This is a genomic window from Leclercia sp. GHBNCSD (assembly GCF_055805075.1).
The window spans coordinates 682,127-693,920 of the sequence record NZ_JBQVYO010000001.1 but is presented as its reverse complement, the minus strand read 5'-3'; the positions used below and the strand labels follow the sequence as shown (position 1 = coordinate 693,920).

General features: G+C 58.7%; 14 protein-coding genes. 11 read left to right on the top strand and 3 right to left on the bottom strand.

Annotated features, from left to right (window positions below; translation table 11 throughout):
• Positions 1–2 precede the first annotated feature (2 nt).
• The gene (gene hypA / locus ACT3IC_RS03415) at positions 3–353 is read right to left on the bottom strand and encodes a hydrogenase maturation nickel metallochaperone HypA (RefSeq protein WP_103178595.1); all 351 of its coding nucleotides are present in this window, start codon (positions 351–353) and stop codon (positions 3–5) included.
• Between the two features lie 233 nt (positions 354–586).
• Here hypA and ACT3IC_RS03410 point away from each other — a divergent pair, with 233 nt between their 5' ends.
• From ACT3IC_RS03410 to ACT3IC_RS03365, 10 genes are all read left to right on the top strand, one after another.
• Complete coding sequence (locus ACT3IC_RS03410; protein ID WP_158251038.1) at positions 587–1,045, top strand: transcriptional regulator; 459 nt, start codon at positions 587–589, stop codon at positions 1,043–1,045.
• Between the two features lie 77 nt (positions 1,046–1,122).
• On the top strand, positions 1,123–1,728 hold the full coding sequence (locus tag ACT3IC_RS03405) for a 4Fe-4S dicluster domain-containing protein (protein ID WP_103178597.1): 606 nt from the start codon (positions 1,123–1,125) through the stop codon (positions 1,726–1,728).
• A complete protein-coding gene (hycC, locus tag ACT3IC_RS03400) occupies positions 1,728–3,557 on the top strand; it encodes a formate hydrogenlyase subunit 3 (RefSeq protein WP_473476197.1) in 1,830 nt (609 codons plus the stop codon). Before ACT3IC_RS03405 ends, hycC begins: the two co-directional genes overlap by 1 nt.
• 2 nt (positions 3,558–3,559) lie before the next feature.
• Complete coding sequence (locus ACT3IC_RS03395) at positions 3,560–4,483, top strand: respiratory chain complex I subunit 1 family protein (RefSeq protein ID WP_159339770.1); 924 nt, start codon at positions 3,560–3,562, stop codon at positions 4,481–4,483.
• A gap of 15 nt (positions 4,484–4,498) precedes the next feature.
• Positions 4,499–6,208: a formate hydrogenlyase subunit HycE gene (gene hycE, locus ACT3IC_RS03390; protein WP_159339771.1), complete on the top strand. Its 1,710-nt coding sequence runs from the start codon at positions 4,499–4,501 to the stop codon at positions 6,206–6,208.
• Positions 6,209–6,217: 9 nt separating this feature from the next.
• Positions 6,218–6,763, top strand: coding sequence for a formate hydrogenlyase complex iron-sulfur subunit (locus ACT3IC_RS03385; RefSeq protein ID WP_103178601.1), 546 nt, complete (start codon positions 6,218–6,220; stop codon positions 6,761–6,763).
• Positions 6,760–7,524, top strand: a complete 765-nt coding sequence (locus ACT3IC_RS03380) for an NADH-quinone oxidoreductase subunit B family protein (protein WP_103178602.1) — start codon at positions 6,760–6,762, stop codon at positions 7,522–7,524. Before ACT3IC_RS03385 ends, ACT3IC_RS03380 begins: the two co-directional genes overlap by 4 nt.
• Positions 7,524–7,934 carry a formate hydrogenlyase maturation HycH family protein gene (locus tag ACT3IC_RS03375; RefSeq protein ID WP_103178603.1) on the top strand — a complete coding sequence of 137 codons (411 nt, stop codon included), beginning with the start codon at positions 7,524–7,526 and terminating at the stop codon, positions 7,932–7,934. Before ACT3IC_RS03380 ends, ACT3IC_RS03375 begins: the two co-directional genes overlap by 1 nt.
• Positions 7,927–8,382: a hydrogenase maturation peptidase HycI gene (gene hycI, locus ACT3IC_RS03370; protein ID WP_103178604.1), complete on the top strand. Its 456-nt coding sequence runs from the start codon at positions 7,927–7,929 to the stop codon at positions 8,380–8,382. The genes ACT3IC_RS03375 and hycI overlap by 8 nt, the downstream gene beginning before the upstream one ends.
• 320 nt (positions 8,383–8,702) lie before the next feature.
• A complete protein-coding gene (locus tag ACT3IC_RS03365) occupies positions 8,703–9,083 on the top strand; it encodes a cell envelope integrity TolA C-terminal domain-containing protein (RefSeq protein WP_263951192.1) in 381 nt (126 codons plus the stop codon).
• A 142-nt stretch (positions 9,084–9,225) separates the two neighbouring features.
• On the opposite strand, the gene ACT3IC_RS03360 is transcribed toward ACT3IC_RS03365, so the two are convergent.
• Complete coding sequence (locus ACT3IC_RS03360) at positions 9,226–10,029, bottom strand: NADPH-dependent F420 reductase (protein WP_263951191.1); 804 nt, start codon at positions 10,027–10,029, stop codon at positions 9,226–9,228.
• 38 nt (positions 10,030–10,067) lie between these two features.
• On the opposite strand from ACT3IC_RS03360, the gene ACT3IC_RS03355 reads away from it, so the two are divergent.
• Positions 10,068–11,024, top strand: a complete 957-nt coding sequence (locus ACT3IC_RS03355) for a LysR family transcriptional regulator (RefSeq protein ID WP_263951190.1) — start codon at positions 10,068–10,070, stop codon at positions 11,022–11,024.
• Between the two features lie 198 nt (positions 11,025–11,222).
• On the opposite strand, the gene ACT3IC_RS03350 is transcribed toward ACT3IC_RS03355, so the two are convergent.
• Positions 11,223–11,678 carry a hypothetical protein gene (locus ACT3IC_RS03350; protein WP_103178609.1) on the bottom strand — a complete coding sequence of 152 codons (456 nt, stop codon included), beginning with the start codon at positions 11,676–11,678 and terminating at the stop codon, positions 11,223–11,225.
• Positions 11,679–11,794: the final 116 nt, after the last annotated feature.

The window sequence follows — 11,794 nt, the reverse complement described above, 5'->3', positions numbered from 1 at the left end:
GTTTACTCCTGTTCAATTTCCAGACGCGTGATATGCAGCCCGTCGTCGGCGACGATATTCAGGTTCGCCCCGCCGCACTGCGGGCAGCGTCGTACGCGGTGGGTCACCAGCTCGACGTAGGCTTTGCAATCCTGACACCAGCATTCCGCCTGCTGCTCTTCGAGATGCAGGGCGCAGCCTTCGGCGACCGTCTCGCGGCACACCAGCTCAAAGCAAAACTGCAGGGCGCTGCTCTCCACACAGGAGAAGGCGCCGACGCGCAGCCAGACGCCCGTCACGCGTTTCGCCTGATGCTGGTGAGCCTGTTTTTCGATCAATTCCAGCGCCTGCTGGCAGAGGGTGATTTCGTGCATTGTGCTGTTCCCGGTAAAGTCTGGCCGGATTAAGCAATATTGATGCCATCTTTTAGCAGCAGGGTGGCGAGAGCGGACACGCTGCCCGGTCAAAGATGACGAAATGACATGTCATTTTGTGTGATCTTTTCGGCTTTAAAAATAATTTACCTTCAAATTCAACAAATTAAAAAATGGCACGAAACGTGCTTAAGGGAGCGAACTCTTTACACATTACGCATCAGGTACGTCACATGACACTTTCCGAATTAAGTGAGAAGGCCACCATCATTGCTGGACAGCAGCGGGTGCTGCGATCCCACTGGAACCACTACGGCAATTCGTTGATTCAGGCCATCACCCTCTCTAAAGCCAGCCTGCACCTTACCGTGGGCTGCAACACCGACAGCGGGCTCGGCTTCTGGCTGTTCGACCACTTCCTTATCCGCGTCACGCCGGAGCAGGCGTTCAACGGCCATATCTTCAGTTACACCGTTGAAGAGCGCGATAACCCCGAAAGCGTGCTGATTGGCCACGCCCGTCTCGGGGACGATGGCATGCTGGATGGCGAGATCAACGTCGACCAGCGTGAGGCGGTGCTGAACCATTTCCTGAACAAAATCAGCGGGGTTTACGCCGCGATCTGGCAGGCAACGCAACGCGGCGAATCCCTGACCCTCGCCGTCCTCGCGCAGCACCACGCTGCGGTCTGAGCCGGGTGTCGACAGGTGTCGAAAATGACACTTCCGCCCGTTTTTCGTCAAAAATGACTATCACCAGAGGAAACCAGGTGAATCGTTTTGTAATTGCTGATCCCTCGCTCTGTATCGGCTGCCACACCTGTGAGGCGGCCTGTTCAGAAAACCATCGCCAGCATGGCCTGCAAAGCCAGCCGCGGCTGAAAGTGATGCGTAACAGTAAAGACTCCGCGCCGCAGCTCTGTCATCACTGCGAAGACGCCCCCTGCGCCCAGGTCTGCCCGGTCAACGCCATCACCCGCGTTGACGGCGCTATCCAGCTCAATGAAAGCCTGTGCGTCAGCTGCAAGCTGTGCGGCATCGCCTGTCCGTTCGGCGCCATCGAGTTTGCCGGCAGCCGCCCGCTGGCGATCCCCGCCAACAGCAACACCAGCAAAGCGCCGATGGCGCCCCCGGCTCCGGCCCGCGTCAGCCCGTTCCTCGACTGGGTGCCGGGCGTGCGCGCCATCGCGGTGAAGTGCGACCTGTGCCACTTCGACCCGGACGGCCCGGCGTGCGTACGCACCTGTCCGACCAAATCCCTGCGTCTGGTGAATAACCAGGATATCGCCCGCGCCAGCAAGCGCAAACGCGAGCTCACTATCAATACGGATCTGGGCGATCTGTCGTTGTTCCAGTCGCAACAAGGAGAGCGCTGATGAATGCCTTTTCGTTAATTAACCAGGCGCTGGGCTGGTACCTCGTCAGCGCCGTGCTGGCGCTGGTGTTCAGCGCCAACCGCACGCTCAGCGGCGCCATCACCGGCTTTGGCGGGGCGATTGCCAGCGCCCTGGCGGTAACCGCGGGGGGAATTGCGCTGCTGGCCGCGCCGCACATCTCCCAGCCGGGGGAGATCGCCTGGCTTCACGTCAACATCCAGATGACCGGTATCCGGGCGGTGTGGCTTATCGCCATCGGTCTGCCGGCGCTGCTCATCAGCCTCTTTACCGTCGCCTGGCATCGCCACCCGCAGGCTAAAAGTAACGGCCTGCTGACCAACCTGCTGATGGCCGCCGCCGTCGCCGCGATCATGGTTGATAACCTCGGCTGGCTGGTGGTGATGGCGGAGATCATGGCCCTGTGCGGCGCGTTTCTTACCGGCTGCGCTCAGTCCGGCAAGCTCTGGTTTGTGCTGGGGCGTCTGGGGACGCTGCTGCTGGCCTTCGCCTGCTGGCAGGCGTGGCGCTACTACGGCACCCTGGACTTTGCGGTAATGGGGGCGATGGCCTCTGACCAGGCGCCGGGAGCCAGCATCTGGCTGCCGGGTCTGGCGGGCTTTGGCCTGCTGGCGGGGGTGATCCCGCTGCACGGCTGGGCACCCCAGGCGCATGCAAACGCCAGCGCGCCTGCCGCGGCGCTCTTCTCCACGGTGGTGATGAAGGTGGGCCTCTACGGCATGCTGACCGTCGCGCTTTGCGGGGCGCTGCCGCCGCTGTGGCTCGGGGTGCTGCTGCTGGTGATGGGCATGATCACCGCCTTTGTCGGCGGACTCTATGCCCTGATGGAGCACAACATCCAGCGCCTGCTGGCGTACCACACCCTGGAGAACATCGGCATTATCCTGCTCGGCCTGGGGGCAGGGGTGAGCGGCATCGCGCTGCAAAGCCCGCTGCTGGTGGCGCTGGGCTTTACCGGCGGGCTCTATCACCTGGTGAACCACGGCCTGTTTAAAACCACGCTCTTCCTCGGCGCGGGTGCGGTGTGGTATCGCACCGGCCATCGCGATATCGAGAAGCTGGGCGGCATCGGCAAAAAAATGCCGCTCATCTCCCTTGCGATGCTGGTGGGGCTGATGGCGATGGCGGCCCTGCCGCCGCTGAACGGGTTTGCCGGGGAGTGGGTGATCTACCAGTCCTTCTTTAACCTCGGCACCCACGATGCCTTTGTTGCCCGCCTGCTGGGGCCACTGCTGGCGACCGGCCTGGCGATCACCGGCGCGCTGGCGGTGATGTGTATGGCGAAAGTCTACGGCGTCACCTTCCTCGGCGCACCGCGTACCCCGGAGGCGGAAAACGCCTGCTGCGCCCCGTGGCTGATGACCGCCAGTACCGTGCTGGCGGCGCTCTGCTGCGTGGCGGGCGGCGTGGCCGCGCCGTGGCTTCTGCCGGTGATCGGCCACCTGTTCCCGGTGAACGGCGGGGCGGTGAACACCGTCTCCCAGCCGATGATCACCCTCCTGCTGCTGGCGGGGCTGCTGCTGCCCTTTATCGTGCTGGTGCTCTTCAAAGGCAACCGCCTGGCGAACCGCGCCCGCGGCTTTGCCTGGGTGTGCGGCTACGACCACGAGCAGTCGATGGTCATCACCGCCCACGGCTTTGCCATGCCGGTTAAGGAGTCCTTCGCGCCGGTGCTGAAGCTGCGCAAATGGCTTAACCCGGTTCGCTTTATCCCCGGCTGGCAGTGCGACTGCACCGCCGTGTTGTTCCACCGTATCGCCCTGATTGAGCTGGCGGTGCTGGTGGTTGTCGTTATCTCCCGAGGAGCCTGAACATGACTTTGATCTACGCACTGATTCAGGCGCTGGTGCTCTTTGCCGCAGCGCCGCTGCTGGCGGGCATCACCCGCGTGGCCCGCGCCCGCCTGCATACCCGTCGCGGGCCGGATATCTTCCAGGAGTACCGCGATCTCATCAAGCTGCTGGGCCGCCAGAGCGTGGCCCCGGCCGCCTCCGGCTGGGTCTTCCGCCTGATGCCGTTGGTGATGGTGGGGGTAATGTTCGCCATCGCCAGCGCGCTGCCGGTGATCACGCTCGCCTCGCCGCTGCCCGCGCTGGGGGATCTCATCACCCTGATCTACCTCTTCGCCATCGCGCGCTTCTTCTTTGCCATTGCCGGGCTCGATACCGGCAGCCCGTTCACCGGGATTGGCGCCAGCCGCGAAGCGATGCTCGGCGTGCTGGTGGAGCCGATCTTGCTGCTCGGTCTGTGGGTTGCCGCTCAGGTGGCAGGCACCACCCACATCAGCGCGGTGACCGCCACCATCTACCACTGGCCGGCGGCGCACACCGTAACGCTATTCCTTGCTCTGTGCGCCTGCGCCTTCGCCACCTTTATCGAGATGGGCAAGCTGCCGTTTGACCTTGCCGAAGCGGAGCAGGAGCTGCAGGAAGGGCCATTGTCGGAGTACAGCGGGGCGGGCTTTGCCCTGCTCAAGTGGGGCATCAGCCTGAAACAGCTGGTGGTGCTGCAGATGTTCGTCGGGGTGTTTATCCCCTGGGGCCAGATGAGCCACTTCTCCGCAGGCGGCCTGGCGTTGGCCGTCGTCATCGCCGTGGTCAAGCTGGTCGTGGGCGTACTGGTGATCGCCCTGTTTGAGAACAGCATGGCGCGCCTGCGCTTTAACGCCACCTCACGAATTACCTGGGCCGGTTTTGGTCTGGCATTTTTAGCTTTCGTCTCCTTGCTGGCGGCGTGACTGTAGAGAATACCCATGTCTGAAGAAAAAATTGGTCAACACTATCTCGCCGCACTGCACCAGGCCTTTCCTGGCGTGGTGCTGGATGAAGCCTGGCAGACCAAAGATCAAATCACCGTCACGGTGAAAATTAACTACCTGCCGGAAGTGGTCGAGTTCCTCTATTACAAACAGGGCGGCTGGCTGTCGGTGCTCTTTGGCAACGATGAGCGCCAGCTCTGCGGCAGCTATGCCGTCTACTACGTGCTGTCGATGGAGCAGGGCACCCGCTGCTGGCTCACCGTGCGCGTGGAGGTGGATGCCGATAAACCGGAATTTCCGTCCGTCACCCCGCGCGTACCTGCCGCCGTCTGGGGCGAGCGCGAAGTGCGCGACATGTACGGCCTGATCCCGGTCGGGCTGCCGGACGAGCGCCGCCTGGTGCTGCCGGACGACTGGCCGGACGAACTCTATCCGCTGCGTAAAGACAGCATGGATTACCGCCAGCGTCCGGCCCCGACCACCGACAAAGAGACCTACGCGTTCATTAACGAGCTCGGCGACAAGAAAAATAACGTGGTGCCGATTGGCCCGCTGCACGTCACCTCCGACGAGCCGGGCCACTTCCGCCTGTTCGTTGACGGCGAGAACATCATCGACGCCGACTACCGCCTGTTCTACGTCCACCGCGGCATGGAGAAGCTGGCCGAAACCCGGATGGGCTACAACGAAGTGACCTTCCTGTCAGATCGCGTCTGCGGTATCTGCGGCTTTGCCCACAGCACCGCCTACACCACCTCGGTGGAGAACGCGATGGGGATCGTGGTGCCGGAACGCGCCCAGATGATCCGCGCCATTCTGCTGGAGGTGGAGCGTCTGCACTCGCACCTGCTCAACCTCGGCCTGGCCTGCCACTTCGTCGGTTTTGACTCCGGCTTTATGCAGTTCTTCCGCGTGCGCGAGACCTCCATGAAGATGGCGGAGATCCTCACCGGGGCGCGTAAAACCTACGGCCTGAACCTGATCGGCGGTATCCGTCGCGATCTGCTGAAAGAGGACATGATCGCCACCCGCCAGCTGGCCCAGCAGATGCGCCGTGAGGTGCAGGATCTGGTGGATATTCTGCTGAGCACGCCGAACATCGAACAGCGCACCGTGGGCATTGGCCGCCTCGACCCGCAGATCGCCCGCGACTTCAGCAACGTCGGCCCGATGGTGCGCGCCAGCGGCCACGCCCGCGACACCCGCGCCGATCACCCGTTTGTCGGTTACGGCCTGCTGCCGATGGAAGTGCACAGCGAGCAGGGCTGCGACGTCATCTCCCGCCTGAAGGTGCGCATCAACGAGGTCTTTACCGCTCTGAACATGATCGACTTCGGCCTGGATAACCTGCCGGGCGGCGCGCTGATGGTGGAAGGCTTCACCTACATCCCGAACCGCTTTGCGCTGGGCTTCAGCGAAGCGCCGCGCGGGGATGATATCCACTGGAGCATGACCGGCGACAACCAGAAGCTCTGGCGCTGGCGCTGCCGGGCGGCCACCTACGCCAACTGGCCGACCCTGCGCTACATGCTGCGCGGCAACACCGTCTCCGACGCGCCGCTGATTATCGGCAGCCTCGATCCTTGCTACTCCTGCACCGACCGCATGACGGTGGTGGATGTGCGCAAGAAGAAAAGCCAGGTGGTGCCGTACAAAGAGCTGGAGCGCTACAGCATTGAACGCAAAAATTCGCCGCTGAAATAAGGACTTGCCATGTTTACCTTTATCAAAAAAGTGATCAAAACCGGCACGGTGACGGAGTCCTATCCCCTCCAGCCGATTGCGGTCGACAAAAATATGCGTGGCAAGCCGGAGCACGATCCCCAGCAGTGTATCGGCTGCGCAGCCTGCGTGAATGCCTGCCCGTCGAATGCCCTGACGGTGGAGACGGATCTGCAGTTCGGCCAGCTGGCCTGGCAGTTCAACCTGGGGCGCTGCATCTTCTGCGGCCGTTGCGAGGAGGTCTGCCCGACCACCGCCATTAAGCTCTCCCAGGAGTATGAGCTGGCGGTGTGGAGCAAAGCGGATTTCCTGCAGCAGTCGCGCTTTGACATCTGCCACTGCCGGGTCTGCAAGCGCCCCTATGCGGTGCAGAAAGAGATTGATTACGCGATCGCCCTGCTGCGCCACAACGGCGACCAGCGCGCCGAATCGCATCGCGAGAGTTTTGAAACCTGCCCGGACTGCAAGCGCCTGCAGGGGCTGACCCCGGCGGACAAAATCCAGCTGACCCGGGAAATGGAGGAAGCGACACGATGAGCGAACTGTTAGGGCCACGTAACGAGCAGGGGATCCCGGTCCCGGTCACGGTGGACGAGTCCATCGCCAGCATGAAGGCCTCGCTGCTGAAAAAAATCAAACGCTCCGCCTACGTCTACCGCGTGGACTGCGGCGGCTGCAACGGCTGCGAGATTGAGATCTTCGCCACCCTGTCGCCTATCTTCGACACCGAGCGCTTTGGCATCAAGGTGGTGCCGTCTCCGCGCCACGCCGACATTCTGCTGTTCACCGGGGCGGTGACCCGCGCCATGCGCTCCCCGGCGCTGCGGGCGTGGGAGTCGGCCCCCGATCCGAAGATCTGCATCTCCTACGGCGCCTGCGGCAACTCCGGCGGCATCTTCCATGACCTGTACTGCGTCTGGGGCGGCACCGACAAAATCGTGCCGGTGGATGTCTACATTCCCGGCTGCCCGCCGTCGCCTGCCGCCACGCTCTACGGTTTTGCTATGGCGCTGGGGCTGCTGGAGCAGAAGATCCACGCCCGCGAGCCGGGCAGCCAGGACAACCAGCCCGCCGAACTGCTGCATCCGGAGATGGTCCAGCCCCTGCGGGTACGCATCGACCGCGCCGCCCGCCGCCTGGCGGGCTACCGCTATGGCCGCCAGATCGCCGACGACTTTATGCGTCATCTGATCGAGGGCGATGAGAGCGTGGCCCGCTGGCTGGCAAACGAGAACGATCCGCGCCTGAACGAGATCGTGGGTAACCTCCTCGAGGTGGTCGGGCAGGAGCGTGTGTGATGAGTGAGACGGTGGTATTCAGCCAGCTCAGCCGCAAGTTCATTGACCAGAATGACAACACGCCTGCTGATGCCCAGCAGGTGATCTACTACGGCCTGGCCATCGGCCATCATCTGGGGGTGATCGACTGCCTGGAGGCGGCGCTCACCTGCCCGTGGGAGGATTACCTGGCGTGGATCGCCACCCTCGAAGCGGGGAGCGAGGCGCGGCGCAAGATGGAGGGCGTGCCGCGCTACGGGGAGATTGTCATCGACAGTAACCATATTGTGATGCTGGCCAGCGCCTTTGACGCCGCGATAGCGCGCCAGACGGCGCAGCAGCAGGAGTGGAGCGAGGCACTGCTCGTGATGCTCCACGCCATTCACCAGGAGAACGCCATCTACCTGATGGTGAGGAGGCAACGTGACTGATGTATTACTCTGCGTCGGCAACAGCATGATGGGCGACGACGGCGCCGGTCCGCTGCTGGCTGAGATGTGCCGGGAAGCCCCGCGCGGCGACTGGGTGGTGTTTGATGGCGGCAGCGCCCCGGAAAACGACGTGGTTGCGATCCGCGAGCTGCGCCCGGCGCGCCTGCTGATTGTCGATGCGACGGATATGGGGTTAAACCCCGGTGAGATCCGCCGTATCGATCCGGACGACATCGCCGAGATGTTTATGATGACCACCCACAATATGCCGCTCAACTACCTGGTGGATCAGCTGAAGGGGGATGTGGGGGAGGTGGTGTTTTTGGGGATTCAACCGGATATTGTGGGGTTTTATTATCCGATGACGGAGAAGGTGAAGGCGGCGGTTGAGAAGGTTTATGAAAGTCTTCTGGACCGGGATGGGGTGCTGGGGTTTGAGGAGTTGTAGCGCGTAATCACGAAGGTACCTCTCTGGAAATGCCCGGTGGCGGCTAGCGCCTTACCGGGCCTACGTTTATTGATAGCGTGGGTTTTGTAGGCCGTGCAAGGCGTCAGCCGCCGCCCGGCAAGTGCGAGCACAATATTAAAACCGGGTTGCTGACTGCGTGTACCTCTATGAAATATCCAGTGGCGGCTTACGCCTTACCGGACCTGTGCCTGTGTTTTTTATTAGTTCTGATTTTCGTAAAGTGGTAAACCGAAATTAATTTTAACGGATATATGAGCACAGGAGTTTAAGGCGTGAGATCGCATGAAAGAGTAGGGAAGATGTTTACGCTTGCCGTTGTGGTCAGCCTTGCGGCGGGTTGTGCGCCGTTACAGCCTTCTGGATGCCACAAAACCACCGCGATGGGGAGTTGCAGTTCTGGCCGCTGGGACGATCAGGATGCGTGGGGCGCGCAGGCGCGGGGGATCAAGGCGGCGATAGAAGATAAAATTGCTGAGCCAGAACGCTGGAAGGGCAAAAAATGCCGGCTGCATATGGAATTTGCGCAGGATGGTACGGCTTTAAAGGTATCAACCAGCAAGGGCAACAAAGAGTATTGTGAGGCGGTGAAACTGGCGGCCCAAAAAGCGAAGTTCCCGACGTTTAGTAATCCGGAGGTGTATAGGGATTTTCAAAAGGCTGGGTTTGATATGCAGGGGTAGGTGGCGGACTATTGTTGAAATGTCCGCTTTGTGCCAAAAGCGGACATGTCAGCTTTATGTCAGGCATAAACAATGATGAGTAAAATTATTTGCTAAAAACTAACTCGCCAGTCGGTTTTAAAATTGTGAACCTTAATCAGAATCACATCTGGATCAAACGACCCAGCCGAACAGGATAGTCTGGGTCAGTAGGTGTCTGGCTACTGGTACGCTCTTTCATCACTGACCAGAATAATTCGCGCCGAATCGGCAAGCGTGTACGCTCAGCAGCCTGCAATGCCGGTATAATTTCCTTGCGTGTGAGATCGGTACAGTAGGCTGGAGCCGCAGGTTGCTGCCGCCAGGAGTCAGCTATGTTTCCTGCATCGACTGCGTCAAATCCCGTATCCTCTACAAGCGACATAGCAATTCTGCGGTCCCGCTCATTATCTGCTGCAACTGGAATTGCGAGCCTTTCCGGGTCTCCAGCTGGCCGCCCTTTGTTTTCCAGAGAATAAAAATAAATTGCGTTCCATGCTTTAACCACCGGACGCCCAAGCTGCTCCGTGACCCACTCACTCTCGACCTGTCCGGATTCTATTGCGTCAATAATGCCAGTCCTGTAAGGCCAGTAGTTTGAGGTGTCAATGACCACTACGTCTTTCGGTACATCGCTAAATAAAGATGCAATGTCTGGGATGCGCTCCATCGGGATTGAAATAATTACAACCTCTCTACCGCTTACCGCCTGTTTGGAAGTAACAGCTTTTGCCCCTGTAGAAAGTACGTCTTTCGCAATGGTTTCTGGTCCCCTGGTATTTGCGATTAGGACATCATGGCTGGCCGTAGCGAGCTTGAGTGCAAGCTGTTTGCCGATCATACCTGCACCTAAAATTCCAATACGCATCATCGTGTCTCCTTTAGTTGGAGGTAACTGCTGACCAGGTTCAACGCTTAGTTTATTCATTTCCCTCCTTGTCAGACAAACTACCTTGAAGTGCTTTTATGAATTTAACTACAGAAATTTTACCTCTTGTATTATGGAATGGAAGTATCAAAAATGGGCATATCATTCCCATATATGGAAACATGATGGATTTTAATTCTACAAAGCTGTTCATCGCGGTAGTAAACGCCGGAAGTTTTTCTGCGGCAAGCGAAAGAACGGGAGTACCGATTTCTACTATAAGCCGTAAAGTTAACGAGCTAGAGCAGGCATTAAATGTACAGCTACTTGAACGTTCAAGGCACGGAGTTAAGTCTACTTATAAAGGGCAACAGTTCTTTGAGCAGGCTCGCCTGGGGGTTGAAATACTGGAAGATGCACAAAAGTCCGTTACCTCTGTCCACAGACTACAGGGAAAATTGCGTCTGTCTGTCCCACCTAATTTCACCCTATGGTGGGATTTACTGATCGCATTTCAGCAACGTTATCCCGATATATCGGTATTTTGTCATTCCAGCGAAAGGGTTGTTGATTTGTTTGAAGACGGAGTCGATGTAGCGCTTAGAATGGGAAACCTGAATACGGATGATGTCATTGCTAAGCCTCTGATGACTATGGAAACGTTGTTTGTAGCAAGTCCTGAACTACTAGTGCAATACGGCACTCCTGAAACACTGGCTGAAATGGTCCGGCTTCCGGTTGCCGCCTGGGAGAGTCTGAATCATAGTTATTTTGAATGGGGTTTTGGAACAGAAAAAGTAAAATACGAGCCCTTCTTTACAACTAATAATTCACAGGGGTTAATTCATTACGCGTTGAGTGGTCAGGGTGTTGCTCAGTTGCCGGATTTTGCAGCCAGACCCTGGCTGAAAACTGGTGAACTGATACAACTTTTACCAGGTATAGCCACACAGACCATTCCGCTGCACCTTATCTACGCCAGCCATAAGCATCCTTCAGCGCTGGTGCGAGCCTATCTGGAGTTTTGTACCGAATGGATGGGGAAGCTAAATTAAGAGTTCTAACTACGACTTCTGTTTATCGCTCTTAGCAGACATTCATTGTTTCTCATATGCAACCGCCTATGTTGCTAGCTTATAAAATCGACCATCACAAACCCCAACACCAACCTCACCCTCAAACACATTCAGGGGCCTGTCACAGCCCCTTATAAAACCTGAAATCAGATCTCATTCACCGACTATCACTTGAACTCAATGCACCGTTATATACGGCTCCTTCACAAACTCATTAAGCAGCCAGACCAGATCGTGCAGCAGCCCCGCCAGTTCTTTCTCGACACTTGCGGGCAACGTTCCACCCAGAATTGCCTGCACCAAAGCCAGCGCATAATCCACCTGGGGCGCGGTTTCCTGCCAGCAGTCCGGCATACAGGAGGTAAGTGTTTCCCCCTGGATCAGCTGTGCTATTAGGTGCGGTGGGAGTGCAGCATCACAGCGTTCACGCAGCTGTTGCAGGGCGCGCAGCAGACCTTCATAGAGCGCAGTGCGGGATGCACTGTCATCCGTTTCGATCAATACGCTCACCAGCGCGGCGCAGCGATCGGCGACCTCAAAGAGATCCGCAGCAGCAGAAAGCGGCATAGTCAGGGAAGGGGGAATAACCTGTTCGTCAGATTGCGGATAAGTCAGGGTTGGGATAGTAGTCATAACGACATGCTCTACATGCTATTTAAATTAGCCACCCTATGAGTTCCTACGCTCGAGGGAGGCAGCGCTGACGGAGGTAGGAATACCGCGCACATAGAAAACGGCCAGCCTTTCGG

Bases quoted from the DNA above. Each gene is read 5' to 3' on its own strand.
- hypA (WP_103178595.1), bottom strand. From the start codon at position 353: ATGCACGAAATCACCCTCTGCCAGCAGGCGCTGGAATTGATCGAAAAA.
- ACT3IC_RS03410 (WP_158251038.1), top strand. From the start codon at position 587: ATGACACTTTCCGAATTAAGTGAGAAGGCCACCATCATTGCTGGACAG.
- hycC (WP_473476197.1), top strand. From the start codon at position 1,728: ATGAATGCCTTTTCGTTAATTAACCAGGCGCTGGGCTGGTACCTCGTC.
- ACT3IC_RS03395 (WP_159339770.1), top strand. From the start codon at position 3,560: ATGACTTTGATCTACGCACTGATTCAGGCGCTGGTGCTCTTTGCCGCA.
- hycE (WP_159339771.1), top strand. From the start codon at position 4,499: ATGTCTGAAGAAAAAATTGGTCAACACTATCTCGCCGCACTGCACCAG.
- ACT3IC_RS03385 (WP_103178601.1), top strand. From the start codon at position 6,218: ATGTTTACCTTTATCAAAAAAGTGATCAAAACCGGCACGGTGACGGAG.
- ACT3IC_RS03380 (WP_103178602.1), top strand. From the start codon at position 6,760: ATGAGCGAACTGTTAGGGCCACGTAACGAGCAGGGGATCCCGGTCCCG.
- ACT3IC_RS03375 (WP_103178603.1), top strand. From the start codon at position 7,524: ATGAGTGAGACGGTGGTATTCAGCCAGCTCAGCCGCAAGTTCATTGAC.
- ACT3IC_RS03365 (WP_263951192.1), top strand. From the start codon at position 8,703: ATGTTTACGCTTGCCGTTGTGGTCAGCCTTGCGGCGGGTTGTGCGCCG.
- ACT3IC_RS03360 (WP_263951191.1), bottom strand. From the start codon at position 10,029: ATGAATAAACTAAGCGTTGAACCTGGTCAGCAGTTACCTCCAACTAAA.
- ACT3IC_RS03355 (WP_263951190.1), top strand. From the start codon at position 10,068: ATGAATTTAACTACAGAAATTTTACCTCTTGTATTATGGAATGGAAGT.
- ACT3IC_RS03350 (WP_103178609.1), bottom strand. From the start codon at position 11,678: ATGACTACTATCCCAACCCTGACTTATCCGCAATCTGACGAACAGGTT.